Raw genomic sequence first — 22,523 nt, 5'->3', positions numbered from 1 at the left:
ATGACCTTTGACAAATACTGGCTTATCGGTCGACTAACAATTGGTTTTGGCGTCTCAAATGAGCTTTGGCATACGACCAGAAAGAACGACAGCAAGGTAGTTAATTTCATTCACTTTGGATATGTACCTGACGTTCTTCCAGATAAGAAATGCACTTCAACATTGCTTGTACTGACAATCATGTGGGTAACAATGAAAATTGGCATCATGAGGATTCGCCATGAGGAAACTAACGTTTGAACTTAGAAGCCCCATTCATCAGCAGAACGCCATTCAAGCCATACAGCAAATCTTCCCCGACCCAACCAAGCCAATCATCGTAATCATCCAGGAACGCAACCGCAGCATCGATCAAAATCGGAAGCTTTGGGCCTGCTTAGGTGATGTCTCGCATCAGGTCGAATGGCATGGTCGATGGCTGGATGCTGAAAGCTGGAAGTGCATATTCACCGCAGCATTAAAGCAGCAGGACGTTGTACCTAACCTTGCTGGTAACGGATTCGTAGTGATAGGCCAGTCAACCAGCAAGATGCGCGTAAGTGAGTTTGCAGAGCTTCTGGAGCTTATCCAGGCATTCGGTGCAGAGAAGAATGTGAAGTGGTCTGACGAAGCCAGATTAGCGCTGGAGTGGAAAGCCAGATTCGGAGATGCGGCATGATATGAAGATGACATGGTTTCACCATCACGACCTTACAAGCGAAGAAGCAACTCAATTAATCACCGCCTACCAATCCCGCAATGTAAAAACTCAACGAACGCTAAGCGCAGACCCTCGGTTATGGGTGGTTTCCGCATTGCTTCCAGAGTACGCCAGCGAGCCAAAGGGTAGGAGTCAGTATCAACACAGTATGTGGAGCTAAATATGGACTATTCACAGTTATCAGATGGTGAGTTGAGCGTAAAACTGGCTCACTACCTCAAACCAAAATACAGAGCTGAGATACACCCACTCGATGCATCAGCTGCGCAGTTGTCTTGGAACTTATGGAACGTATGGCAGACAACAGGTTACTACCCGTTGAGAGATGCAGAACATCTTTTTCCTGTGATGAAAAAACACAAGATAGCTCTTGTGCCAGCAGGAAAAACAGTTTGGGCTGCATGGATTGATCCTGGTGAAGTGGCTAAGCACAGAAACCCACTGAGGGCTGTCGCCATTATTTACCTCAACATGATGGACGCCAAACATGCTTAGCCAATCAGAAGCCCAATCCTACGAGCAGCAGAGCATACGCAGAACGTTGTGCGCAGGCTGCACGAAGGAGCTATCAGATGGCGAGGTTCATTGCTGTGAGGAATGCGCCTCACTGGCAATAGCGTATCGCGACCCTAACGGATTTATGACGGAGGAAGATGATGAGTGAGTTACGCGCTGGCGGGTTAGCAATAATCATCGGACTTAAACAATACGCGCATTACAACGGCAAATGTGTGCAGCTTGATCAGTTGGTTAATGAAGGCGAGCTATTCAAATCACCAATTAACGATCGCATATGGATACAGGATATGGAAGGGTATTCATGGATTGTTACCGGAGATGTAACACAGCCTAATGGTGAGTATGGATGGGGTGCGTTATCACCAGTAAACCTAATGCCAATCGACGGAGAAGACTTCTCTCACGAAGATGAGCGACAGAAGGAGCTTACCAATGGCTAACCTTCGAAAAGAAGCGCGGGGCAGGGAATGCCAGGTCAGGCTGCCAGGAATTTGCAATGGCAATCCTGAAACAGTAGTACTCGCGCATTACCGCATGGTTGGTATTTGTGGAACCGGAATGAAACCAGATGATTTGTTTGGTGCATGGGCGTGCTCAGCTTGTCACGATGAGATAGACCGACGCACCAGGAGATGCGATGTCACTCAGGCTCGCATAGCGCACCTGGAAGGCGTTATTCGAACACAAGACGCCTTATTGAAAGAGGGCAAGGTGAAGCGATGAATGAATATCGAATAGAACTGCCTTGGCCTCCCGGGAACAACCATCTCTTCTCTGTGTTCCGAGGGCGAAAGATAAAAAGTAAAAAGGGAAGGGAGTACACGGAAGTAGTAACGCAGCAAATTATCAAAGCAAATCAGCAATACCAACTGGCCGGCAGGCTGAAAGTAAAAATCCTCGCATATCCACCTACACGCGCCCGGCGTGACCTGGACAACCTCTTCAAAGCACCTCTCGATTCTCTCACCAAAGCTGGCGTTATCGCAGACGACAGCCTCATTGATGACGTTCGCATGGTGCGCTGCGGAGTTGTGAAGGGCGGGATGCTTGAAATCATCATCACTGAACTGGAGGCAGCATGAGAAAAATCCAATACCCAATGACCACAGCGGCAATTTTCGATGATGTTGTCTATCCGCTTCATTTCGAAAATGTCGGCAAGGTTAAGCAGGAAATTGAAGGTGCGGTTAACTGGTTCTGCCGGTGGTGCAACGAAGAGAGAGCGGTGGTGAGAGCACGTTTGCTTGTCAGTTGCTGGGGTCTGTATCTGAATCACGAGCAGGTTATGCAGGAGGCATCATGACAGACATAAGCAGAGAGGTCTGTGAAGAGTATCTGGATGCGCTGGTTACAGTGGAGTTATCCGTTCGATTCGCACAGCTCGAAGACCGCAAGATTAACGCCACCATACGCGCGACAGTAACCGAGTTACTCAAGCGCATCCGAGACAAGAAAATCCGCGCCATTTTCGCCGGTTTAGCCCGTCAGCCATTCCCTGATGGAGCACTGAAGATGATGCGTCGCCAGTTAGACAGCTTAGTAGGAGAACCAGTATGTGCTCAGTAACCAACATCCAGCAGGTCAAATGGCAGCGTCACGCAGACATGGAGAAGCTCAAGGATATTGATGCGCAGATTGCAGATGCGGAAAGGGCAATATGTTTACTGGTAGAGCGTCGTCGCGAGCTGGTTAATCGCTTAGGGTTGAATAAACCAGACGGTCCGGAGGCTGCCTAGATGTTTACTCTATTTATGATCGCCTATGCGTTCATGGCCGGAATGACCACTGAATACACGCACACCAGACAGAAAGAGCTTGGCTATAAAACCAACCTCAAATGGATATCACTTTTCGCTGGCATCGCCTGGCCATACACAATCTGGAGAATTTCACGATGAATCTGGAAAATGCAGTTAAGTTTCACTTCGCGAAGTCTACGCAGATAAACGATACGCCGCGTGCAACGTCCTCAGAGACGTTAACTGGTACTGATGTGATGGCTGCCATGGGGATGACACAAAGTCGCGCCACGTTGGGTTACAGCGCTTTTTTAGGGAAGATGGAAATCAGCAGCAATGACCGTGAGAAAGCTATTGAACTGCTGACCCAATATGCACTTGAGCACTGCGATAAGGTTGCAGCCTTACGTAAGCTCGAAAATGATATTAAGAAAAAAGTAATGCAAGTGCTCGCAACATTCGCATTTGCTGATTACTCCCGCAGCGCTGCAAGTACACGAACCTGTGATTGTTGTGATGGCAAGAAGTTTGTCGATGCTGAAGTCATGACGATGAAGAGCATAGGTCAGCCATACCTGGAAGAGCGCAAGGAAACGGTGAAGGTGCTCTGCCATAAGTGCAAAGGGAAGGGTGTGCTGACCAATGCCTGCCAGTGCAACGGGAAAGGCATTGTGGTCGACAAAGAGAAAACAATTCTACAGGGAGGCGTTCCTGCATATAAAACATGCGGCCGCTGCAATGGGCGTGGTTATGCTCGTTTGCTGCCTGATAGTGTTCGCCAGTATATCTGCGCAACGGTGATTGATGTGCCTGAAACCACATGGCGCAGGTCATACAAGGACTTCTTCGAAAGCCTGGTTGGTGAGTGCATTAAGCAGGAGGAATACGCAAATCAGATGTTGAGCAAAGTCACTCGATAGTAATTATTTTCTACGAAATAGGATTAATCTAGAAAATCACACTTTACAAAGTGGCGATATTTGTTTAATCTGAAACCAATGATGGAGTAGTGCAGTCATTCGATAGCCCTGAGTTAATAGCTCGGGGCTTTTTGCGTTTTAAGCACGACCTTTCTGAAAGCACTCTATATCCAACAACCAGACCTCACACACCTCACCGTATCGCTCTGTGGCTACGGGTTTAGAGTGCTGCCAAAAAAGAAAACCCGCTCAATGGCGGGCTTCGTGAAAATGGGCGACCGTAAGTTGGTGGAACAACTCACGGCCATCTTGCTCATGATAGGACTCACGAACAAAGACCGAGGCCCATATCGTCTGATCAGACGCCATGACCATAGATCGGATTTGTTCAGCAGACAATTGCCTAGATTCTTAATTTTGAACAAATCCTCACTACTGTGAGGTAAGACATGAAGATGCCAGAAAAACATGACCTGTTATCCGCTCTCATGGCGGTGAAGGAACAAGGCATCGGAGCCATCCTAGCGTTTGCAATGGCGTACCTTCGCGGAAGATATAATGGCGGTGCGTTTACTAAGACGGTAATCGACGCAACGATGTGCGCCATTATAGCCTGGTTCGTGAGAGACCTTCTCGACTTCGCCGGACTGAGTAGCAACCTTGCCTATATCGCAAGTGTGTTCATCGGTTACATTGGTACTGACTCGATCGGTGCGCTAATCAAACGCTTCGCTGCTAAAAAAGCCGGAGTCGATGATGCAAATCAGCAGTAACGGAATCACCAAACTCAAACATGAAGAAGGCGAGAAGCTCAAGGCCTATCTCGACAGTCGCGGCATACCAACAATCGGTGTTGGTCATACCGGGAAGGTTGACGGCAAGCCAGTAGCTCTTGGCATGACCATCACAGCAGATAAATCATCTGAGCTTCTGAAAGGTGATCTGCAATGGGTTGAAGATGCAATCAGCAGCCTTGTGCGCGTTCCGCTTAATCAAAACCAGTACGATGCTTTGTGCAGCCTGATATTCAATATCGGCAAGACAGCATTCGCAGGGTCTACAGTGCTTCGCCAGCTCAATCTGAAGAACTATCAGGCAGCTGCTGATGCATTCCTGCTCTGGAAGAAGGCCGGTAATGACCCCGATATCCTTCTCCCTCGGAGACAGCGAGAAAGAACGCTGTTCTTATCATGAGCAGACTAACCGCAATCATCATTGCTGTAATCTCCTGCATCATTGTGTCGCTTGGATGGGCTGTTAATCACTACCGTGACAACGCCATCGACTACAAGAAGCAAAGAGACACAGCGGTTAACGAAGCCGCTCTGGCAAAAGCGACCATTACCGACATGCAAACACGACAACGAGACGTTGCAACTCTCGATGCCAAATACACAAAGGAGCTTTCAGATGCTAATGCGACTATCGAAAGTCTCCGCGCTGATGTTTCTGCTGGGCGTAAGCGCCTGCAAGTCTCCGCCACCTGTTCAAAGTCAGCGTCCGGAACCAGCGGCTTGGTCGATGGAGAAAGCCCAAGACTTACAGCAGATGCTGAACTCAATTATTACCGTCTCAGAAGTGGAATAGACAAAATAACCGCGCAGGTTAATTACCTGCAGGAATATGTGAGGTCACAATGTTTGAAATGACCGGATTCGGCGAAGGATGAGAAAACGAGAGCGTGAAATAACACTGCTCTACGGAATGTCACTCATACGCGATGACGTTCTGAATCACCCACTACCAAAGCATTCAGTCAAAGACAGACTAATCACCTTCGTGCATTACGCGTTTGCATTCTCATCTGTCATCACACTGGCGGCCTCATCAATCATCCTGATTCTCTCGTTCATCCACACTACGGGATAACAACCAACGGAGCCAACAATGGCAGACATTACCCAAATGACAGATGCACAGAAACTGAAGCTCGAAGTCTACCGCCTGGTGATGAATGACTCGGCAGCCACCGAAAAGGCCATTGAGTTTATCGCCGGTAACGAGCTGAACTTTGAGCTGTTCAAAGATGCGTATGCCAAGACAGCCAATGAGACGACCGCGCTAGCTAAAACTGAAAAGGCGATTCGTGAAGCCAAAGAAGTATTAGATCTGTTTTCTACAGGAGCATAACAAATGGCAATTACAGCTATTCAGGCAGCAACTGCTGGCTCGGTATCTAACCTCGTAACGGTGGTTAAAGGTCACATCGCAGCTTCACAATATCCCAATGGTGGCATTAAGGGCGTTCACGCGACTACCAGCAAGGTTGAATACTTCCAACAGGTAGCAACAGGCGGCACGGCGGTTACTGATTACGACATCGTGACAAGCCGGGATCGTGCTGACTTCACCACCAAATGCAACGCGAAGATTACTGCAGGTTTCCTGCCAATCGGTGACCTGTGTGTCATTCAGATGGGGCCAGGTCGCACAGTAGAGTACGCACAAGCATTCACTAAGGCTTAAGGTGATTTATGGCAGCGCCCAAAGATAACAAATATGCCGAAGGGAACAGCGGCAAGCCTACTCAGTACAAGCCTGAGTATGCAGCGCAGGCAGAAAAGCTTTGTTTGCTGGGCGCTACAGATGACGAGCTTGCTGATTTCTTTGATGTGCATCGCTCAACAATATATCGCTGGAAGCTTGAGCATGAAGAGTTTTGCAACTCCATAAAAGCCGCCAAGGGTATTGCAGATGAGCGAGTGGTAAGAAGCCTGTACCAAAAGGCAACTGGATACAACTACGTTGAGCAACAGGCGTTCAAGATAAAGGTCGATAGAGACAAAGAAGAAATCGAGGTGGCAGATGTTGAGCGCCATGCGCCAGCTGATACCACGGCTGCAATATTCTGGCTGAAGAATAGACAGAAAGATCAATGGCGCGACAAGCAAGAGGTGGCTCATACCCATCATTTCGAAAATCTAAGTGACGATGAAATTGATCGAAGACTTACGGAGTTAGAAAATGGACAAGCTTCCGCCTCGGCACAATCTGAGCAGAGAGCAGAAGATTGAGCTAATTCAACTTCTCGAAGAAAAGCAGCGGCGTGAAAACGTCTACCGCTACAAGCGCTTCTACAAATCACGCTATCCATGGCAAAAGAAATTCATCGCAGCAACATCTCAATTCACTCAGGTTGCATTGATCGCAGCCAACCGTACTGGCAAGACCGATACTGGAACAGGCATTGACGCCATCCACGCAATGGGTGACTACCCAGAAGGTTGGGATGGGCATAAGTTTGACCACGCCCCACTCATCTGGTGTCTTGGATATTCCGGTGAGAAATGCCGTGACCTTTTGCAGACGCCTATCCTTGGACGACGCACAGACAACGGTTGGGATGGCGGGTTAATCCCTGGCGAGTTGATTGTTGATACCGAGCCAATGCAGGGCACGCCAAACGCAGTGCGCTCTGCATACATCAGGCATAAGTCAGGCCAGCTATCAAAGATTCAGTTCTGGTCGTACTCGCAAGGCCAGCATGCTCTTATGGGTGACGCCGTAGACTGGTTCCATATCGATGAAGAACCAAAGGATGCGACGATTTATCCGCAGGTGCTGACTCGTACAGCAACTGGCGACAAAGGCAATGGCGGACGAGGCATCCTGACGTTTACTCCTGAGAATGGACGTACAGACCTCGTAATCGCATTTATGGATAACCCATCATCAGGTCAGCACTGCATGAACGTTGGCTGGGATGATGCACCACACCTCAGTGAGAAGGTTAAGAAAGACCTGCTTGAATCATACCCTCCACACCAGAGGGATATGCGCACCAAGGGCATACCAATGCTCGGACATGGTCGCATCTATGACCTTGGCGAGGATTTTATTAAGTGCGATCCGTTTCCAATCCCTGACCATTGGCTTGTCATTGACGGCATGGACTTTGGCTGGGATCACCCGCAGGCGCATGTGCAATTGGCCTGGGATATTGAGAACGAAGCCTTTTATCTAACTCGCGCATACAAGGCGCGGCAGGTGTCCCCAGCGGAAGCATTCAGCGCCGTTAAAGCATGGGCTAACAACGTGCCTACTGCATGGCCTCCTGACGGCCTACAGACGGAGAAGGGCTCTGGTCTACAGCAGAAGTCATATTACGAAGAGGCTGGCTTCCAGATGCTTCCTGAGCACGCTCAGTGGGAAGATGGAAGTAGGGCAGTAGAGCCTGGCCTGTTTGAGATATACGACCTGATGCGCAGAGGTAAGTTCAGAGTCTTCTCAGGCCTACGAGACTTCTTTGAAGAGTACAACTTCTATCACCGCGACGAAAAAGGAAAGATTGTGAAGGTGCGCGACGACATTCTCGATGCCGTCCGTTACGCCTACATGATGCGTCGCTATGCAATCCGCTTTGCAGATATAAAGAATCCTCCAGTTGAAGAGGATGTCTACGTTCCCTCATCCTCCGGTTGGTGAAAATGGCAGAGACATTAGAGAAAAAACATGAGCGCATCATGCTCAGGTTTGACCGCGCCTATACGCCGCAGCAAGACGTGCGCGAAAAGTGCATTGAGGCTACGCGATTCGCTCGTGTCCCTGGCGGTCAATGGGAAGGAGCAACAGCAGCGGGAACCAAGCTTGATGACCAGTTTGAGAAGTACCCGAAGTTTGAGATTAACAAGGTAGCGACAGAGCTTAACCGCATCATCGCCGAGTATCGAAATAACCGCATCACCGTTAAGTTTCGCCCTGGTGACAAAGAGGCGAGCGAAGAGTTAGCGAACAAGCTGAATGGCCTGTTCCGCGCTGATTACGAAGAGACGGATGGCGGTGAAGCATGCGATAACGCATTTGATGACGCAGCAACAGGTGGATTTGGTTGCTTCCGATTAACCTCGATGCTGGTCAATGAATACGACCCGATGGATGAGCGTCAGCGCATCGCTATCGAGCCAATCTACGACCCGTCACGCTCTGTCTGGTTCGACCCTGACGCGAAGAAGTACGACAAGTCAGACGCTATGTGGGCGTTCTGCATGTACTCGCTATCGCCAGAGAAGTACGAAGCTGAGTATGGCAAGACACCTCCAGCATCGCTAGATGTAACGACGATGACCAGTTGGGAATATGACTGGTTCGAGCCTGAAGTTGTGTACATCGCGAAATACTACGAGGTGCGAAAGGAATCAGTCGACGTAATCAGTTATCGCCAGCCGCTAACTGGTGAAATTGCCACATACGACAGCGATCAGGTTGAAGATATCGAAGACGAACTGGCAATTGCTGGATTCCAGGAGGTTGCGCGTCGCTCTGTTAAACGTCGCCGTGTCTACGTATCAGTGGTTGACGGACAGAACTTCCTTGAGAAGCCACGACGCATTCCTGGTGAGCATATCCCGCTTATCCCTGTGTATGGCAAGCGCTGGTTCATTGACGACATCGAGCGTGTCGAGGGACATATTGCAAAAGCGATGGACCCGCAGCGCCTCTACAATCTTCAGGTTTCGATGTTGGCTGACACAGCAGCGCAAGACCCGGGGCAGATTCCTATCGTCGGCATGGAGCAGATAAGAGGCCTTGAGAAGCACTGGGAGGCTCGCAATAAGAAGCGACCAGCATTCCTTCCATTGCGTGAAGTGAAGGATAAGGCCGGAAACATCATTGCAGGTGCAACACCAGCAGGTTACACGCAACCAGCAGTAATGAATCAGGCGCTAGCCGCGTTACTGCAGCAAACCAGCGCAGATATTCAGGAAGTAACTGGTGGCAGCCAGGCAATGCAGCAGATGCCCAGCAACGTTGCTCAAGAAACTGTTAACAACCTGATGAACCGCTCTGACATGGCATCGTTCATCTACCTGGACAACATGGCAAAGAGCCTGAAACGAGCAGGTGAAGTGTGGCTATCGATGGCTCGTGAGGTTTACGGCTCTGATCGTGAGGTTCGCGTTGTTAACGAGGATGGCACTGATGATATCGCACTGATGAATGCGCAGGTTGTCGACCGTCAGACCGGGCGCGTAGTTGCACTAAATGACCTTTCCACTGGTCGTTACGATGTCACTGTCGATGTCGGTCCTAGCTACACAGCGCGGCGTGATGCGACGGTATCAGTCCTGACGAATGTACTCAGCACGATGTTGCCGAACGACCCTATGCGCCCTGCTATTCAGGGAATCATCCTGGATAACATCGACGGAGAAGGTCTTGATGACTTCAAAGAGTACAACCGAAACCAGCTTCTCACATCTGGCATTGTTAAGCCACGAAACGAGAAAGAGCAGCAGATTGTCATGCAGGCACAGCAAGCTGCGGCTAATCAGCCTAACCCTGAAATGCTCATTGCACAGGCTAATTTGGTTGCAGCGCAAGCTGAAGAGAAGAAAGCAGACAACGAGACTCGCAACACGCTCATTAAAGCTTTCACTGCTCAACAGGATGCACAGGAAAGTCAGGCAAACGTTGTTTACAAGCTTTCTCAGGCAGAACACATCAACAAACAGGGCGTCATGGATGCTATCAAGCTCCTGAATGAAGTCCTTCAATCGCAACAATCACAAATCCCTACATCACCACAGTCACCGGCAGACTCAATGCCGAGCTAAGCAGGAGTAATCAATGGAAAGCGAACTGATCATCGACGGTCAGGTTATTGACCTGTCTGAAAAACAGGAATCAGCCGAAGAAGTAACCACTGAGCAACCGAAAACTGAGGAGAAAGTCCAGGAATCGGAAGCGAAAGAGGAGACCGAGAGTGAACAGGCCGAAGAGCAGCCGGAAGAATACTCCCTGCGCGTCGGTGATGAAGAAATCCCACTGACGGAAGAGGATGACGATCACGTTGATGGTCAGCCTGCGCCTCAATGGATTAAAGATTTACGTAAGGCAAACCGAGAGAAAGATAAAGAGTTACGGGAAATGCGCCGCCAGCTTGAGCAGCTTCAATCCAGGCCAGCAGAGCAGCAACCGCAGCAGCAAACAGACGTTATCCCTCCTAAGCCGACACTTGAGTCGTGCGAATACGACGAGGCAGCGTTTGAACAGGCAATGACTGACTGGCATGAGAAAAAGAGCCGTGCCGAACAGCAGAAGCAGCAGAAAGAACGTCAGCAGCAGGAATATCAGCAGCGTTTCCAGCAGCGAGTAGAAGCCCATAAACAACGTGCCGCCAAACTCCCGGTGAAAGATTACCAGGAAATGGAAAGCATCGTTCTTAGTGAGCTCAAGCCAATTCAGCAGGAAATTATTATTCATGCAGCAGACGAGGGTTCAGAGCTGATCGCCTATGCGCTCGGTAAGAATCCACAACTACGCCAGCGTGTAGCCGCTGAGACAGACCCAATTCGCGCAGCATTCCTCTTAGGCCAGATTAGCAAGCAAGTAAGCCTTGCACCTAAGCCAAAGAAAGTCATCAAACCAGAGCCGGAAGTTCGCGGTGGCGGTGCTGATGCGAAACAAGACGATTTCCAAAAATACTGCCCCGGCGCAATCATCGAATAAAGGACACGCTAAATGCCTAACAATCTCGACAGCAACGTCAGTCAGATCGTTCTGAAAAAATTCCTCAAAGGTTTCATGTCAGACCTGGTTCTGGCTAAAACCGTAGACCGCCAGTTACTGGCTGGCGAAATCAATGCTGATACTGGCGACAGTGTAAGCTTCAAACGACCTCATCAGTTCCGCTCAATCCGTACAGCTGGCGGTGATATCACCGGACAGACAAAAAACAGCCTTATCTCTGGCAAAGCCACTGGTCGTGTCGGTAACTACATTACCGTTCCAGTGGAGTGGACACAGTTGGAAGAAGCAATCAAGCTAAACAAACTGGAAGAGATCCTCAAGCCGGTTCAGGAGCGTATTGTTACCGACCTTGAGACGGAGCTTGCGCAGTTCATGATGAACAACGGCGCCCTGTCGCTGGGAAGCCCTAACACCCCAATTAATAAATGGTCTGATGTTGCACAAACAGCGTCATTCATGAAAGACCTTGGTATTAATGAAGGTGAAAACTATGCGGTAATGGACCCATGGGCGGCACAGCGTCTTGCAGATGCACAGTCAGGCCTGCATGGTAGCGATCAGCTTATCCGCTCAGCTTGGGAAAATGCGCAGATTTCAGGTAATTTCGGTGGCATCCGCGCTCTGATGTCTAACGGCCTGGCGTCTCGTACTCAGGGTGCATTCGGCGGCACGCTCACCGTGCAGACCGCACCGACAGTAACGTATGTATCCGTAAAAGATACCTATCAGTTCACAGTCACTCTGACAGGTGCCACCGCATCTGTTACTGGGTTCCTGAAAGCTGGCGACCAACTCAAATTTACCTCTACCTACTGGCTGAACCAGCAGAGCAAGCAGGTACTTTATAACGGATCTAACCCGATTAGCTTCACTGCAACTGTGCTTGCGGATGCTAACTCAACCGCTGGCGGCCTGGTCACCGTAACCCTATCAGGGGTTCCAATCTTCGATGCTACAGCGGCGCAGTACAATGCTGTAAACCGTCAGGTTGCTGCAGGTGATGCAGTAACAGTAATCGGTACCGCTAACCAGGCTATGAAGCCTAACTTGTTCTACAACAAATTCTTCTGTGGCCTTGGAACAATCCCGCTGCCAAAACTGCACAGCATTGATTCTGCTGTAGCCACATATGAAGGCTTCTCAATCCGTGTGCACAAATATGCAGATGGTGACGCCAACAAGCAGATGATGCGTTTCGACTTGCTACCGGCCTACGTGTGCTTCAACCCACACATGGGTGGACAGTTCTTCGGCAACCCATAAACACAAGGGGCTTCGGCCCCTTTCTTTTTTGGTGGAATATGTACTTAAAGATTGGACAGAAAAAATCAGTAACCGCCGAGTATTGGCCTATCTCCGGAGTGGTATCTATCACCACTATTGATGATGGTGATTTCGATACTAGCGATGTAGTAGCCCAGGTTAGATTCAACAACGATGTTGTATCTATCTATAAGTACCAGAATGCATGGCTGGTTAATGGCGACGGAAAAGTGCTAGAGGTCATCAACCGAGACTATATGTGGAGCTAAATATGGATCGCATGAGCGTATTCCTTACCGCTGATAACGAAGCCGGCCATGTTCAGGCCGTTATCGTAGAGAAAGACTTCCCGATTTACGAAAAGCTCGGCTTTGTCGCATCTGTTGATGACCTGAAGCCAGCAACCAAACGCGGACGTAAGGCGGCAGATAATGGCGACGACTCTAACAAAGGGTGAGATTGTTAACTTTGCTTTAAGAAAGCCAGCACTGGCTTCTAATGCGACGCTAACTGATGTAGAGCCTCAATCTGTAGAAGATGCCATTCACGACCTCGAAGATATGATGTCCGAGTGGATGATTGTTCCTGGTGATATCGGATATCTGTTTGCGGCGGATGGTGAGGAACCGTTGCCGGACGACGACTCCGGACTGCCGCGTAAATACAAGCATGCTGTTGGCTATCAGCTTCTATTGCGGATGATAACAGACTACGGACTGGAGCCTACTCCGCGCACAGAAACAAACGCTCAGCGCTCATATGACGCACTTCTGACAGATACCCTTGTCGTTCCATCAATGCGACGTCGAGGTGATTTCCCGGTTGGGCAGGGAAACAAGTATGACGTGTTTACATCAGACCGTTACTACCCTGGTGACCTGCCACCGATTGACGGTGATGTCCCAAATCAATAGGTGAGCAAATGCCGATTCAGCAACTGCCGTTAATGAAGGGAGTCGGCAAAGACTTCACCAATGCCGATTACGTTGATTTTCTGCCGGTGAACATGCTGGCAACGCCGAAAGAGGTATTGAACTCTAACGGTTACATGCGCTCATTCCCCGGCATTAAAAAACTTCAGGATGTCTCCGGGATTAGCCGAGGCGGTATGTATAACACGCATGAGAACGCTGTATATCGTGTATGCGGTACAAAGCTGTATAAGTCTGGCACATCAGTTGGCGATGTCGCAGGAAGCGCACGGGTAAGTATGGCGTGTAGCTATAACAGCCAGGCAGTTGGCGCTAACGGAACCATGACTCTGTTCCGGTACGATGGCACAGTTAAAATCCTCTCAAACTGGGATGGCACAACAGGATATGCTCAGTACGAACTAGGAAGCCTCAGGGATATGTGCAGAAATCGCTCAAGATATATCTGGAGCAAGGACAGCACAGATTCATTTTTCATCAGCGACCTAGAGGATGAGTCAAAACCAGACCGTTATGCTGCAGAATATCGCGCCGAGAGTCAGCCTGATGGGATTATAGGGATTGACAACTGGAGAGACTTTGTAGTCTGCTTTGGAACCTCCACGATTGAATACTTTAACCTGACTGGAAACACGTCAGCGCTTGGAGTTGCAGTTTATCAGTCTCAGCCATCGATGATGGTTCAGAAGGGCATAGCTGGCACGTACTGCAAGACGAAATACGCCGATACGCACGCAATCATTAGTCATCCGGCAACCGGCGCCCCCTCTGTGTACCTGATTAACTCTGGCGCTGTTCAGCAAATTGCAACCTCAACAGTAGAGAAGATTCTCCAGAGTTACAGTGCTGATGAGCTTGCTTCCGCATACATGGAGACGACGCGCTTCGAAGCGCATGAGCTTCTACTGATTCATCTTCCCCGGCATGTAATGGTTTATGACGGCTCAGTGAATCAGGGCGGGGCGCAGTGGGCAATCCTCAAGACTGGCTTCTTCGATGATGTTTATCGTGCTGTAGACCTAGTTTACGAGGGCAACACAATCACCTGCGGTGACAAGCTAACCGGACAACTTGGTGTAATGGATAAGGCTATTTCCAGCCAGTATACCGAGCAGCAGGAGCACTTGCTTTACACGCCGCTATTCAAGGCAGACAACGCCAGAGTATTCGACTTTGAGATTGAATCCAGTACAGGCGTATCGCAGTTCGCAGAGCAAATGTTTATCTCTGCAACTACTGATGGGATTAACTACGGTCGTGAGCAGATGATTCCGTGGAATGCTCCGTTTAGGTATGACCAGCGAGCAATCTGGAGACGTCTGGGTCGCATCCGCAAGAACATCGGATTCAAGATACGAATTATAACCTCATCTCCTGTGACGCTTAGTGGGTGCCAGGTAAGGATAGAGTGATGGCAGATGAACCGGTAAAAGTTAACGTGCAATCGAGGCGTGTTGACTCTTCAATCCTTCCCAACACATTCAGCCAACCATATAGGCTGTACATCATCCAGCAAAACACAGACATGCTCAGCATTGCCAATGCTGCCAACAATGCAGGTGAGCTTGCTTATGATGCAACCGTAAGGAATGAGCAACAGGATGTTATTCTGGCAGACCATGAAAGCAGGATATCAACGCTACGTATTGAGGTTGATGATCACGAAGTAAGGATTACAGCCAACGCGAATGCAATTTCAGCTATTGATATTCGGCTGACTACTGCAGAAGGAAATATTACAACCCTGCAGACAAACGTATCAGCACTTCAGACAAGTGTTACTTCACTTGATTCTCGTGTAACCACAGCAGAAGGAAATATAACCACTCTGCAGGGTGACTACGTTTCAAAATCAGCAGTAGCATCACAAACACTGGCTTCGCCTCTTAGTGTTGCGACATCCTACTCGATTGGTGGTACGAAGGTCGTAGGCGCTCGTAATACGGGGTGGACCGCCTCAACAGGAACCGCTTCAAAGGCGGGAATAAACGGAAGTACGACATACGCCGTCAGTGCCACGTACACACAGTCAGAGGTTCAGGCTATAGCTACAGGCCTGCAGCAGGTCAGACAGCTTGCTGTGGCCTTACAGACAGCATTAGGAGCAACATCAGGACACGGGTTGATAAACGCATAATGCACATAAAGCTCATCGATAATCCGGTGAAGCTTGCAGAATTCCTCAATAATCCAGAAAACACAGGAAACATCGTAGACAGCGGAGATAAATACTTCATCAAGCCAGACGCGTTATATCTTGGCATCTATGAAGGCATTCTTCTGGCTGGCGTTCATGAAGTGCGAAACTTCTGGCATAGCGTAGTTGAATGTCACGCCATCTATTCTCCTGGTTTTCGCGGTGAATATGCACTCAATGGTCACCGTTTATTCTGCAAATGGCTTCTCGATAACTCTCCATTCCTGAACAGCGTCACGATGGTTCCAGACACCACGAAATATGGCCGCGCACTGATTAGGCTGCTTGGTGCCACACGCATTGGGCATCTCGATGATGCCTATATGAGCAACGGGAAACCTGTCGGGATCACCCTCTACCAATTACCTCGTTCGAAATATGAGGAAATAGCAAATGTTTGCATTGACTGAAAGTTTCAAAAATAAGCTACTTCCCATGAATGGTTACATGAAAGGTGGCTCAAGTGATGGCGGAGCTAAAGAGCAGGCCAAGGCAACACAAAAAGGCATAGACCTGCAGAGAGAAATGTGGCAAACGAACATGCAGAACCTTGCACCGTTTACCCCTCTTGCTCAGCAGTACGTATCCCAGTTGCAAAACCTTTCGACCCTGCAAGGTCAGGGCGCTGCGCTTAATCAGTATTACAACTCACAGCAATATAAAGACCTAGCTAATCAGGCGCGATACCAGAGCCTTAACGCTGCAGAAGCAACTGGCGGCCTGGGCTCTACAGCAACCAGCAATCAGCTAGCAACAATTGCCCCTACGCTCGGGCAAAACTGGTTGTCTGGTCAGATGAACAACTACCAGAACCTTGCAAATATCGGCCTTGGCGCATTGACCGGTCAGGCTACCGCAGGTCAAAACTACGCAAACAACGCCAGCCAACTATATCAGCAGCAGGCTAACGCAGCAGCAGCAAATGCCAACCGTCCATCAGGATTCCAGACCGCGTTAGGCGGTGCAGCAGCAGGTGCAGCAGCAGGTACTGCAATTATGCCAGGTTGGGGTACTGCAATTGGCGCTGGTATTGGTGCGCTGGGTTCACTTTTCTAAGGGGAAATCATGGCTACATGGCAGCAGTCAGGTAACCCGGGTGGTTTGCTTGCAGGTCTTGGTGGGGTAAACACAAACGCACCTCAGGCCAGCGATGCAAATACAGCACTCGCATTCATCCGTCAGAACAATGAAGACATTCGTTCCGGAAGAAACAACGTGGGTCTACAGGCATTACAGGGTATTGGCTCTGTAATGGATATGTATAAGCAACAGGAAAGTGAGCAGCGCAAAGCGGAATTCCAGCAGGCTTACGGACAGGCCTACGCATCAGGTGATCGCAATGCAATGCGTCAGCTTGCCGCGCAGTATCCCGACCAGGTTGATGCAGTGCGTAACGGAATGAAGTTTGTAGATGAGGACCAGCGCAACACTGTTGGAAATCTTGCCGCTGCCGCTCGCCTTGCAGCAACATCACCGGAAGCAATGGGAGCCTGGTTACAAAAGAATGCGGCAGAACTGCAGCGAGTCGGATTAGACCCCGCAGAAGTAGCACAAACATACCAGCAAAACCCGCAGCAATTTGGCGAGTTTGTAGACCATCTTGGCATGGCTGCGCTGGGTCCGGTTGATTACTTCAATGCTCAGGATAAGATTGTTGGACAGGCCCTCGATCGCGACAAGCTGAACGAAACCATTCGCAGCAATCAGGCGGGTGAATCACTGCAGCGTCGTGGCCAGGATATTACTGCACGAGGTCAGGACATTTCGGCCGCTACTGCTCGCCGAGGTCAGGATATGGCTAATCAGCGCGCAAACGCACCAGGAAACGCAGGCGGAGGCGGTCGCACTGTTCAGTTGTCAGATGGCCGCACAGTACAAATCGTTGGCAAGCTTCACGGCGCAGGGCAGAACGCTTTCTATGAGGGCGTAGACAATGCAGGAAACACTGTTCGCGTGCCAGCAAGCTCAATAGCAGCACCTGCAACATCTGCAGCTAGCGCACAGAATTACGCAATGTCTAAAGACCTGAACGCAATCCTGAACGCACCAACTGAGAAACTTGACTTCATGACTGGTGTAACTGGTGGCAACGGGTCTCCTTCATGGGATGCAGAAGTGCGCAGTCGTCTTGGTGGTGGTGAGCAGCGCCAGTTATTCAATGCCACTAAACGCATTCAGGGCAAGATGCAGAATCAGGGCATTGCAGCAGCAAGGGATATGGGAGCATCAGGTATTAACACGGTGGCAGAGGCGAAGATGTACTTCCAGGGAATGCCGCAGGTCGACTACTCAAGCCCTGAAGCAATGCAACAGTCACTTCGGGATATCCAGCAATACACCGACCAGTACAATCAGCAGTACAGCGTGAATGTTGGTAATCGAGGAGCTCAGCCTCAGCCTTCGCGACCAGCACAACAATCTCAACCAGCACAGCAACCACAGCAAAGCACAGGCTTCTCTTCACTATGGGGTGACTAATGGCTAAGGCATGGAAAGACGTTATTGCCTCTCCGCAATATCAGGCATTGGCACCAGAACAAAAAGCACAGGCGCAGGAGCAATACTTCAATGAGGTAGTAGCTCCACAGGCTGGAAGCAATGCAGAGCAGGCTAAACAGGCTTTCTATGCTGCATATCCAGTGCCTTCAGCAGGTCCTCAGCAAGCGCAACAGCCGCAGCAGGAAGCGCCGCCACAAGAGCAAGGCGGATTCCTTTCTGATCTCGGCAATGCTGCAGCGGAAACGGGTCGTGGCTTGCTTCAGGCAGGCGTTAACCTGGCAAATATCCCCGCATCAATGGCAGATGCTGTAGTAAGTGCCGGAGCATGGGCTGGTAATAAGCTTGGGTTAGGAGATGGCACATACCAGCCAGCACCGCGTGTAACCACGGAAGGCCTTGCGCAGGAAATGGGACTTCAGCAGGGTGCATTAACACCGCAAACCACGGAAGGGAAAATCTTCGCAGAGGCACTTCCATACCTGACCCCGGTAGGCGCGGAGCGAATCGCCACTCAAGCCCCAACTATTGCCGGGCGTGTAGCTCAGGGAGCATCACGTTTGCTGGCAGAGAACGCAGTAGGCTCTATGGCTGCCAATAGCGAGAAGGATGACCCATCAGCACTTGCAACAGACCTTGGCACTGGTGTTGTGTTGGGTGGTGCTATTAATCAGCTTGGGCACGTTGCTGGCGCTGCATATCGTGGTGTTAAAGGTGCCATTTCACCTGAAGCACAGCAGGCGATCCGATTCGCTAATTCTGCTGATGTTCCGCTGCACACAACAGATGTATTGCCTCCAAATTCTCGCGTCGGACGCATGGCGCAAACTACTGCCGAGAATATACCGTTCGTCGGAACTAGCTCAATTCGTGCAGGCCAGCAGGAAGCACGCAGTCAACTGGTTAATGAGTACGCATCTCGCTTTGGTGAATATGACCCATCAATTGTGGTTGGAAGCCTCAAGGCCAAGGCAACAGGAATTCGGCAGGCAGCAGGCAGTAGAATTCAGCAGGTAGAAAATCAAATCGGAAGCATGAACGTACAACCCGTTAGGGCTATACAGCAAATCGATGACGAATTAGCGAACATGCAGCGACTTGGAACGGTATCCGACAACGAAACAATCTCCAAGTTACAGGCATACCGTAATGAACTTGCCAGTGGAAACGTTGATTTCAAACTGCTTAGAGACCTACGAACTCAATTTAGACAGGATGTTAAAGGTGAACGGGTTAACTTCATTAATCGTTCAGAGGCCGCAGTAAACAGGGTTTACGGAGCGCTCACGCAAGACATGCACCAGGCTGTTGGTAAAACTCTTGGTAATGATACTGTCACCAAGCTTAAACAAGCCGATGCGATTTGGGCGAATGAAGCAGATAAGATCAAGAATACAAGGCTGAAATCAGTACTGCAAAAGGGTGACCTTACACCTGAAGTAGTTAATAACATGCTTTTCAGTAACAAAAAGTCTGAAATTCAAAACCTTTATCGTTCAGTTGGGCAAACTGGTCGAGCTCAGATGCGTAACGGCATCATCGGCAAGGCTATGGAAAAGTCAGGCGGCTCTCCGGACCAATTCCTGCGACAGGTTAATCTGATGTCTAACCAGACAGGTATCGCGTTTAAAGGCCGCGATGCTGCTTACCTGAAAGGGCTGAAGAACTATCTTGAGTCAACAAAGCGAGCAGGGCAGGCTGGAGTAACAACACCAACCGGTCAACAGACCATCCCATTCATTATGGGTATTGGTACTGTAACTAACCCGGCGTTGATTGGCGTTGGTGGCGGCTATGGATTGCTTGCAAGGATGTATGAGAGCGAGCCAGCACGTAATGCAATGCTGCGCCTAGCTAACACTCCAAGAGGCTCTACAGCCTTTGAGAAAGCGTTATCTGATGTTGAGCGCATTGTTAATTCATTCGCTCAGGGTGCCAAATCTGAGGCATTAAGTAAATAGGGCTACGCCTACACAGATACCGAAGATTAAGAAAGCAAAGTTCAGCCAGTCACGTTCCATAAATCCCCCACTCTTTTAACCAATTATAACCGACCTTAACGCAACGCTGCGCAAGTTTTAGCTTGTGCGGCTTTGCTGCGCCCGGAGCAAAGTAAATGTCAGATATCACCGCTAATGTTGTAGTGAGTATGCCTAGCCAGTTATTCACTCTGGCGCGATCATTCAAGGCAGTATCTAAAGGAAAGATATACATCGGTCTAATCGACACCGACCCAACCATACCATCTAACCAGATTCAGGTTTACGTTGAAAATGAAGATGGCACTCACGTTCCTGTATCGCAGCCAATAGCAATCAATGCAGGAGGTTACCCTGTATACAACGGCAACATCTCCAAATTTGTCACAGTCAAAGGCCACTCAATGGCGGTGTTTGATGCATATGATACGCTGCAATTCTACTTTCCAAATGTACTTGATTATGACCCTGACCAACTCCAACAGAGACTTGCTGATCCAGCTTACGGGGATGCGCTTGTAGGTGTAAAGAATTCAAGATGGAATGGCGTTGCACGTACTCAGCATGACGTAAATCTTCAAATTGTTAGCCTAAAGGACTTCGGCGCGAAACTCGATGGTGTGACTGATGACACTGCAGCCATTCAGGCTGCCATCAATGCAATTCCGTACAATACATTCATTAATGACACTCAAATTCCAAGAACAAACCGCGAATACAGCACGTATGTTTTGGATGGTGGGCCAGGTATTGCGCTGATATCAAACACCATCACTATTAGAGGTGGAGTCAACCTAAGAAACATTACGCTAAGAGCATCAACCGCTGTTGATTGGGCGAGTAAGCCAATGATTTCAACAGATTCAAACAGGTACTGGGGAAGAGCACAAAATATAACACTTGATGGAAACAACCAGAAGTGTAAAGGCGTATATATCTCAAATGCTTACGGTGCAATATGGGATAGTATTATAATTGTAAACACTGCTCTGGAGTGCTTTAGCGTGGCTCCACCAGGGTATGAGTTTTTCCTCAGCAATTTTAGGCTGACACTGTCAGCAGTTCCTAGGCAGTCAGGAGAAACGTATCAGGCAGCTGTCTCAGGACTTAACGTAACAGCAGGTGATGGGCATTATTCTAATGGAGCTATATTGTGGTGCCCTGTAGGTGTATATATCGGTGGCGGTTCAAATCTCTTTGACAAGATTCACTGCTGGTCTGGTTACTACAATAACGGTTACGACACAGGAACTGCTGGTATAGAAATGCGGGTTGCGTTCCTTATCAATGCATCCAACAATAACTTAAACATGTGCCAGGCTGACTCGCCTAGCAAAAAGGATTATACGGCTAGCAACGGAACGACATTTGATGGGATTCCAAATGGTGGGGTTGGGTTCTTCATTCAGCCAAATGCCTGGAATAACACAATGGTAAACTGCATATTGGTAGCTAGCGACACCTCTTTTAATGCTTGTACAGATGGACGGGCAGGATTAACTAATCAGATTAGGGCGTGGCTTGTTTCAAATGCTAGAAACAACAGATTTGTAGGTTTTAGACAATCTTCAGGAACCATGATTGGTGACCCTCAATATGATACAAGTGCATCTCAGAACTCAACATTAATCATAGGAGCGGAGCGTTTAACAAATCAACTTTATAGCCGAGTTGACGGACAAGATGTGTTAAGGGTTAGCACTGAGCTTGGGTCTATTACAAAATTAATAGATTTCTGGGGTAACGGAATAAACACTGGATTTATCCAGCAAAGAGACACAAACACCCTTAGGGCGTATGCTAACAGAAGCCTTCAGTTAGCGGTTGGCTCTGGAGCTCCGTTTGAAGTATATGCAGGAAGCGATGGTCTTCAGGCTCCAACAATAAGACCCACACAAACAGGAGTGTCAAATCTAGGCGACGCCGGATTCAGATATATAACCGCATATCTCACCACAAACCCAAATGTAAGCTCCGATGAAAGATTAAAATCAGACATCAGGGATATACCTGAAAGCCTGATTCAGCTTGCCATAGAAACCCCAATAAAACGCTATGTACTGAATGGCACTGGTAAGGTGCATTACGGCATTGTCATTACGGAAGAATGGATTAGCAGGCTTAAGGAAGAAGATGACTTTGACCTAATGGGTATGCTGGTAGGTCATAGTGATGCTGATGACCCTGATTCAGAGAACTTCGGTCAATACTATGGGCTTTCTTATGTAGACTGGCAGAATATCCTTCTGGAAGGCATGAGGAGAAGGATGCAGTAAAAAAATAAGCCCTCCGTTATGGAGGGCTATGT

The 22,523-nt window shown here is 49.1% G+C and carries 30 protein-coding genes; all 30 read left to right on the top strand.

Annotated elements, in window-relative coordinates:
• The 30 genes from ACQG22_RS16140 (at position 1) to ACQG22_RS15995 (ending at position 22,491) form a co-directional block, all read left to right on the top strand.
• Positions 1-240, top strand: a complete 240-nt coding sequence (locus tag ACQG22_RS16140; protein ID WP_369706874.1) for a hypothetical protein — start codon at positions 1-3, stop codon at positions 238-240.
• Entirely contained in the window at positions 221-658 is a 438-nt protein-coding gene (locus ACQG22_RS16135; protein WP_369706873.1) for a recombination protein NinB, read from the top strand. The genes ACQG22_RS16140 and ACQG22_RS16135 overlap by 20 nt, the downstream gene beginning before the upstream one ends.
• 204 nt (positions 659-862) lie before the next feature.
• Positions 863-1,195 (top strand): hypothetical protein, encoded by a 333-nt coding sequence (locus ACQG22_RS16130; RefSeq protein ID WP_369706872.1) that lies wholly within the window; start codon positions 863-865, stop codon positions 1,193-1,195.
• Positions 1,188-1,364, top strand: coding sequence for a protein NinF (locus ACQG22_RS16125; RefSeq protein WP_368526246.1), 177 nt, complete (start codon positions 1,188-1,190; stop codon positions 1,362-1,364). The genes ACQG22_RS16130 and ACQG22_RS16125 overlap by 8 nt, the downstream gene beginning before the upstream one ends.
• The gene (locus ACQG22_RS16120; protein ID WP_369706871.1) at positions 1,354-1,659 is read left to right on the top strand and encodes a hypothetical protein; all 306 of its coding nucleotides are present in this window, start codon (positions 1,354-1,356) and stop codon (positions 1,657-1,659) included. Before ACQG22_RS16125 ends, ACQG22_RS16120 begins: the two co-directional genes overlap by 11 nt.
• Positions 1,652-1,942, top strand: coding sequence for a DUF1364 domain-containing protein (locus ACQG22_RS16115; RefSeq protein ID WP_021241265.1), 291 nt, complete (start codon positions 1,652-1,654; stop codon positions 1,940-1,942). The genes ACQG22_RS16120 and ACQG22_RS16115 overlap by 8 nt, the downstream gene beginning before the upstream one ends.
• A complete protein-coding gene (locus ACQG22_RS16110; protein WP_369706870.1) occupies positions 1,939-2,301 on the top strand; it encodes a RusA family crossover junction endodeoxyribonuclease in 363 nt (120 codons plus the stop codon). The genes ACQG22_RS16115 and ACQG22_RS16110 overlap by 4 nt, the downstream gene beginning before the upstream one ends.
• Positions 2,298-2,522: a protein ninY gene (locus tag ACQG22_RS16105; protein ID WP_369706869.1), complete on the top strand. Its 225-nt coding sequence runs from the start codon at positions 2,298-2,300 to the stop codon at positions 2,520-2,522. The genes ACQG22_RS16110 and ACQG22_RS16105 overlap by 4 nt, the downstream gene beginning before the upstream one ends.
• Positions 2,519-2,785, top strand: coding sequence for a hypothetical protein (locus ACQG22_RS16100; protein ID WP_063448341.1), 267 nt, complete (start codon positions 2,519-2,521; stop codon positions 2,783-2,785). Before ACQG22_RS16105 ends, ACQG22_RS16100 begins: the two co-directional genes overlap by 4 nt.
• On the top strand, positions 2,773-2,955 hold the full coding sequence (locus ACQG22_RS16095; protein WP_369706868.1) for a hypothetical protein: 183 nt from the start codon (positions 2,773-2,775) through the stop codon (positions 2,953-2,955). The genes ACQG22_RS16100 and ACQG22_RS16095 overlap by 13 nt, the downstream gene beginning before the upstream one ends.
• Before the next feature lie 158 nt (positions 2,956-3,113).
• The gene (locus tag ACQG22_RS16090; RefSeq protein WP_369706867.1) at positions 3,114-3,878 is read left to right on the top strand and encodes an antitermination protein; all 765 of its coding nucleotides are present in this window, start codon (positions 3,114-3,116) and stop codon (positions 3,876-3,878) included.
• A 449-nt stretch (positions 3,879-4,327) separates the two neighbouring features.
• Positions 4,328-4,651, top strand: a complete 324-nt coding sequence (locus ACQG22_RS16085; RefSeq protein ID WP_105583291.1) for a phage holin, lambda family — start codon at positions 4,328-4,330, stop codon at positions 4,649-4,651.
• Positions 4,635-5,072: a lysozyme gene (locus ACQG22_RS16080; protein WP_369706898.1), complete on the top strand. Its 438-nt coding sequence runs from the start codon at positions 4,635-4,637 to the stop codon at positions 5,070-5,072. The genes ACQG22_RS16085 and ACQG22_RS16080 overlap by 17 nt, the downstream gene beginning before the upstream one ends.
• Positions 5,069-5,527, top strand: a complete 459-nt coding sequence (locus tag ACQG22_RS16075) for a lysis protein (RefSeq protein ID WP_369706866.1) — start codon at positions 5,069-5,071, stop codon at positions 5,525-5,527. Before ACQG22_RS16080 ends, ACQG22_RS16075 begins: the two co-directional genes overlap by 4 nt.
• A 238-nt stretch (positions 5,528-5,765) precedes the next feature.
• Positions 5,766-6,008 carry a DUF2560 family protein gene (locus ACQG22_RS16070; protein WP_369706865.1) on the top strand — a complete coding sequence of 81 codons (243 nt, stop codon included), beginning with the start codon at positions 5,766-5,768 and terminating at the stop codon, positions 6,006-6,008.
• Between the two features lie 3 nt (positions 6,009-6,011).
• The gene (locus ACQG22_RS16065; RefSeq protein WP_248173898.1) at positions 6,012-6,344 is read left to right on the top strand and encodes a DUF1737 domain-containing protein; all 333 of its coding nucleotides are present in this window, start codon (positions 6,012-6,014) and stop codon (positions 6,342-6,344) included.
• Between the two features lie 8 nt (positions 6,345-6,352).
• Entirely contained in the window at positions 6,353-6,892 is a 540-nt protein-coding gene (locus ACQG22_RS16060; protein WP_369706864.1) for a helix-turn-helix domain-containing protein, read from the top strand.
• The gene (locus ACQG22_RS16055; RefSeq protein WP_369706863.1) at positions 6,843-8,303 is read left to right on the top strand and encodes a terminase large subunit domain-containing protein; all 1,461 of its coding nucleotides are present in this window, start codon (positions 6,843-6,845) and stop codon (positions 8,301-8,303) included. The genes ACQG22_RS16060 and ACQG22_RS16055 overlap by 50 nt, the downstream gene beginning before the upstream one ends.
• A gap of 2 nt (positions 8,304-8,305) precedes the next feature.
• A complete protein-coding gene (locus ACQG22_RS16050) occupies positions 8,306-10,432 on the top strand; it encodes a portal protein (protein WP_369706862.1) in 2,127 nt (708 codons plus the stop codon).
• A gap of 13 nt (positions 10,433-10,445) precedes the next feature.
• Complete coding sequence (locus ACQG22_RS16045; protein ID WP_369706861.1) at positions 10,446-11,327, top strand: phage capsid protein; 882 nt, start codon at positions 10,446-10,448, stop codon at positions 11,325-11,327.
• A gap of 12 nt (positions 11,328-11,339) precedes the next feature.
• Complete coding sequence (locus tag ACQG22_RS16040; RefSeq protein ID WP_369706860.1) at positions 11,340-12,611, top strand: P22 phage major capsid protein family protein; 1,272 nt, start codon at positions 11,340-11,342, stop codon at positions 12,609-12,611.
• Between the two features lie 271 nt (positions 12,612-12,882).
• Positions 12,883-13,068 (top strand): hypothetical protein, encoded by a 186-nt coding sequence (locus ACQG22_RS16035; RefSeq protein WP_069720295.1) that lies wholly within the window; start codon positions 12,883-12,885, stop codon positions 13,066-13,068.
• Complete coding sequence (locus tag ACQG22_RS16030) at positions 13,043-13,525, top strand: packaged DNA stabilization gp4 family protein (RefSeq protein ID WP_369706859.1); 483 nt, start codon at positions 13,043-13,045, stop codon at positions 13,523-13,525. The genes ACQG22_RS16035 and ACQG22_RS16030 overlap by 26 nt, the downstream gene beginning before the upstream one ends.
• A gap of 8 nt (positions 13,526-13,533) precedes the next feature.
• Positions 13,534-14,955, top strand: coding sequence for a packaged DNA stabilization protein (locus tag ACQG22_RS16025; RefSeq protein WP_369706858.1), 1,422 nt, complete (start codon positions 13,534-13,536; stop codon positions 14,953-14,955).
• On the top strand, positions 14,955-15,680 hold the full coding sequence (locus ACQG22_RS16020) for a phage tail protein (RefSeq protein WP_369706857.1): 726 nt from the start codon (positions 14,955-14,957) through the stop codon (positions 15,678-15,680). Before ACQG22_RS16025 ends, ACQG22_RS16020 begins: the two co-directional genes overlap by 1 nt.
• Positions 15,680-16,150 carry a DUF2824 family protein gene (locus ACQG22_RS16015; RefSeq protein ID WP_369706856.1) on the top strand — a complete coding sequence of 157 codons (471 nt, stop codon included), beginning with the start codon at positions 15,680-15,682 and terminating at the stop codon, positions 16,148-16,150. The genes ACQG22_RS16020 and ACQG22_RS16015 overlap by 1 nt, the downstream gene beginning before the upstream one ends.
• A complete protein-coding gene (locus ACQG22_RS16010) occupies positions 16,134-16,796 on the top strand; it encodes a DNA transfer protein (RefSeq protein WP_369706855.1) in 663 nt (220 codons plus the stop codon). Before ACQG22_RS16015 ends, ACQG22_RS16010 begins: the two co-directional genes overlap by 17 nt.
• 9 nt (positions 16,797-16,805) lie before the next feature.
• The gene (locus ACQG22_RS16005; RefSeq protein ID WP_369706854.1) at positions 16,806-18,218 is read left to right on the top strand and encodes a phage DNA ejection protein; all 1,413 of its coding nucleotides are present in this window, start codon (positions 16,806-16,808) and stop codon (positions 18,216-18,218) included.
• Positions 18,218-20,197 (top strand): lytic transglycosylase domain-containing protein, encoded by a 1,980-nt coding sequence (locus ACQG22_RS16000; RefSeq protein WP_369706853.1) that lies wholly within the window; start codon positions 18,218-18,220, stop codon positions 20,195-20,197. The genes ACQG22_RS16005 and ACQG22_RS16000 overlap by 1 nt, the downstream gene beginning before the upstream one ends.
• A gap of 155 nt (positions 20,198-20,352) precedes the next feature.
• Positions 20,353-22,491 (top strand): phage head-binding domain-containing protein, encoded by a 2,139-nt coding sequence (locus ACQG22_RS15995; RefSeq protein ID WP_369706852.1) that lies wholly within the window; start codon positions 20,353-20,355, stop codon positions 22,489-22,491.
• Positions 22,492-22,523: the final 32 nt, after the last annotated feature.

It is taken from the genome of Enterobacter cloacae complex sp. 309I3 (assembly GCF_050031595.1).
Lineage (GTDB): Bacteria > Pseudomonadota > Gammaproteobacteria > Enterobacterales > Enterobacteriaceae > Enterobacter > Enterobacter cloacae.
The sequence above is the reverse complement of the archived record's forward strand: the minus strand, read 5'-3'. Positions and strand labels throughout refer to the sequence as shown.

Coding starts and splice junctions, on each gene's coding strand:
- ACQG22_RS16035 (WP_069720295.1), top strand. CDS start 12,883: ATGGATCGCATGAGCGTATTCCTTACCGCTGATAACGAAGCCGGCCAT.
- ACQG22_RS16095 (WP_369706868.1), top strand. CDS start 2,773: ATGTGCTCAGTAACCAACATCCAGCAGGTCAAATGGCAGCGTCACGCA.
- ACQG22_RS16130 (WP_369706872.1), top strand. CDS start 863: ATGGACTATTCACAGTTATCAGATGGTGAGTTGAGCGTAAAACTGGCT.
- ACQG22_RS16070 (WP_369706865.1), top strand. CDS start 5,766: ATGGCAGACATTACCCAAATGACAGATGCACAGAAACTGAAGCTCGAA.
- ACQG22_RS16120 (WP_369706871.1), top strand. CDS start 1,354: ATGATGAGTGAGTTACGCGCTGGCGGGTTAGCAATAATCATCGGACTT.
- ACQG22_RS15995 (WP_369706852.1), top strand. CDS start 20,353: ATGTCAGATATCACCGCTAATGTTGTAGTGAGTATGCCTAGCCAGTTA.
- ACQG22_RS16125 (WP_368526246.1), top strand. CDS start 1,188: ATGCTTAGCCAATCAGAAGCCCAATCCTACGAGCAGCAGAGCATACGC.
- ACQG22_RS16040 (WP_369706860.1), top strand. CDS start 11,340: ATGCCTAACAATCTCGACAGCAACGTCAGTCAGATCGTTCTGAAAAAA.
- ACQG22_RS16015 (WP_369706856.1), top strand. CDS start 15,680: ATGCACATAAAGCTCATCGATAATCCGGTGAAGCTTGCAGAATTCCTC.
- ACQG22_RS16110 (WP_369706870.1), top strand. CDS start 1,939: ATGAATGAATATCGAATAGAACTGCCTTGGCCTCCCGGGAACAACCAT.
- ACQG22_RS16025 (WP_369706858.1), top strand. CDS start 13,534: ATGCCGATTCAGCAACTGCCGTTAATGAAGGGAGTCGGCAAAGACTTC.
- ACQG22_RS16045 (WP_369706861.1), top strand. CDS start 10,446: ATGGAAAGCGAACTGATCATCGACGGTCAGGTTATTGACCTGTCTGAA.
- ACQG22_RS16140 (WP_369706874.1), top strand. CDS start 1: ATGACCTTTGACAAATACTGGCTTATCGGTCGACTAACAATTGGTTTT.
- ACQG22_RS16080 (WP_369706898.1), top strand. CDS start 4,635: ATGCAAATCAGCAGTAACGGAATCACCAAACTCAAACATGAAGAAGGC.
- ACQG22_RS16105 (WP_369706869.1), top strand. CDS start 2,298: ATGAGAAAAATCCAATACCCAATGACCACAGCGGCAATTTTCGATGAT.
- ACQG22_RS16090 (WP_369706867.1), top strand. CDS start 3,114: ATGAATCTGGAAAATGCAGTTAAGTTTCACTTCGCGAAGTCTACGCAG.
- ACQG22_RS16000 (WP_369706853.1), top strand. CDS start 18,218: ATGGCTAAGGCATGGAAAGACGTTATTGCCTCTCCGCAATATCAGGCA.
- ACQG22_RS16030 (WP_369706859.1), top strand. CDS start 13,043: ATGGCGACGACTCTAACAAAGGGTGAGATTGTTAACTTTGCTTTAAGA.
- ACQG22_RS16075 (WP_369706866.1), top strand. CDS start 5,069: ATGAGCAGACTAACCGCAATCATCATTGCTGTAATCTCCTGCATCATT.
- ACQG22_RS16115 (WP_021241265.1), top strand. CDS start 1,652: ATGGCTAACCTTCGAAAAGAAGCGCGGGGCAGGGAATGCCAGGTCAGG.
- ACQG22_RS16085 (WP_105583291.1), top strand. CDS start 4,328: ATGAAGATGCCAGAAAAACATGACCTGTTATCCGCTCTCATGGCGGTG.
- ACQG22_RS16065 (WP_248173898.1), top strand. CDS start 6,012: ATGGCAATTACAGCTATTCAGGCAGCAACTGCTGGCTCGGTATCTAAC.
- ACQG22_RS16135 (WP_369706873.1), top strand. CDS start 221: ATGAGGAAACTAACGTTTGAACTTAGAAGCCCCATTCATCAGCAGAAC.
- ACQG22_RS16010 (WP_369706855.1), top strand. CDS start 16,134: ATGTTTGCATTGACTGAAAGTTTCAAAAATAAGCTACTTCCCATGAAT.
- ACQG22_RS16060 (WP_369706864.1), top strand. CDS start 6,353: ATGGCAGCGCCCAAAGATAACAAATATGCCGAAGGGAACAGCGGCAAG.
- ACQG22_RS16100 (WP_063448341.1), top strand. CDS start 2,519: ATGACAGACATAAGCAGAGAGGTCTGTGAAGAGTATCTGGATGCGCTG.
- ACQG22_RS16055 (WP_369706863.1), top strand. CDS start 6,843: ATGGACAAGCTTCCGCCTCGGCACAATCTGAGCAGAGAGCAGAAGATT.
- ACQG22_RS16020 (WP_369706857.1), top strand. CDS start 14,955: ATGGCAGATGAACCGGTAAAAGTTAACGTGCAATCGAGGCGTGTTGAC.
- ACQG22_RS16005 (WP_369706854.1), top strand. CDS start 16,806: ATGGCTACATGGCAGCAGTCAGGTAACCCGGGTGGTTTGCTTGCAGGT.
- ACQG22_RS16050 (WP_369706862.1), top strand. CDS start 8,306: ATGGCAGAGACATTAGAGAAAAAACATGAGCGCATCATGCTCAGGTTT.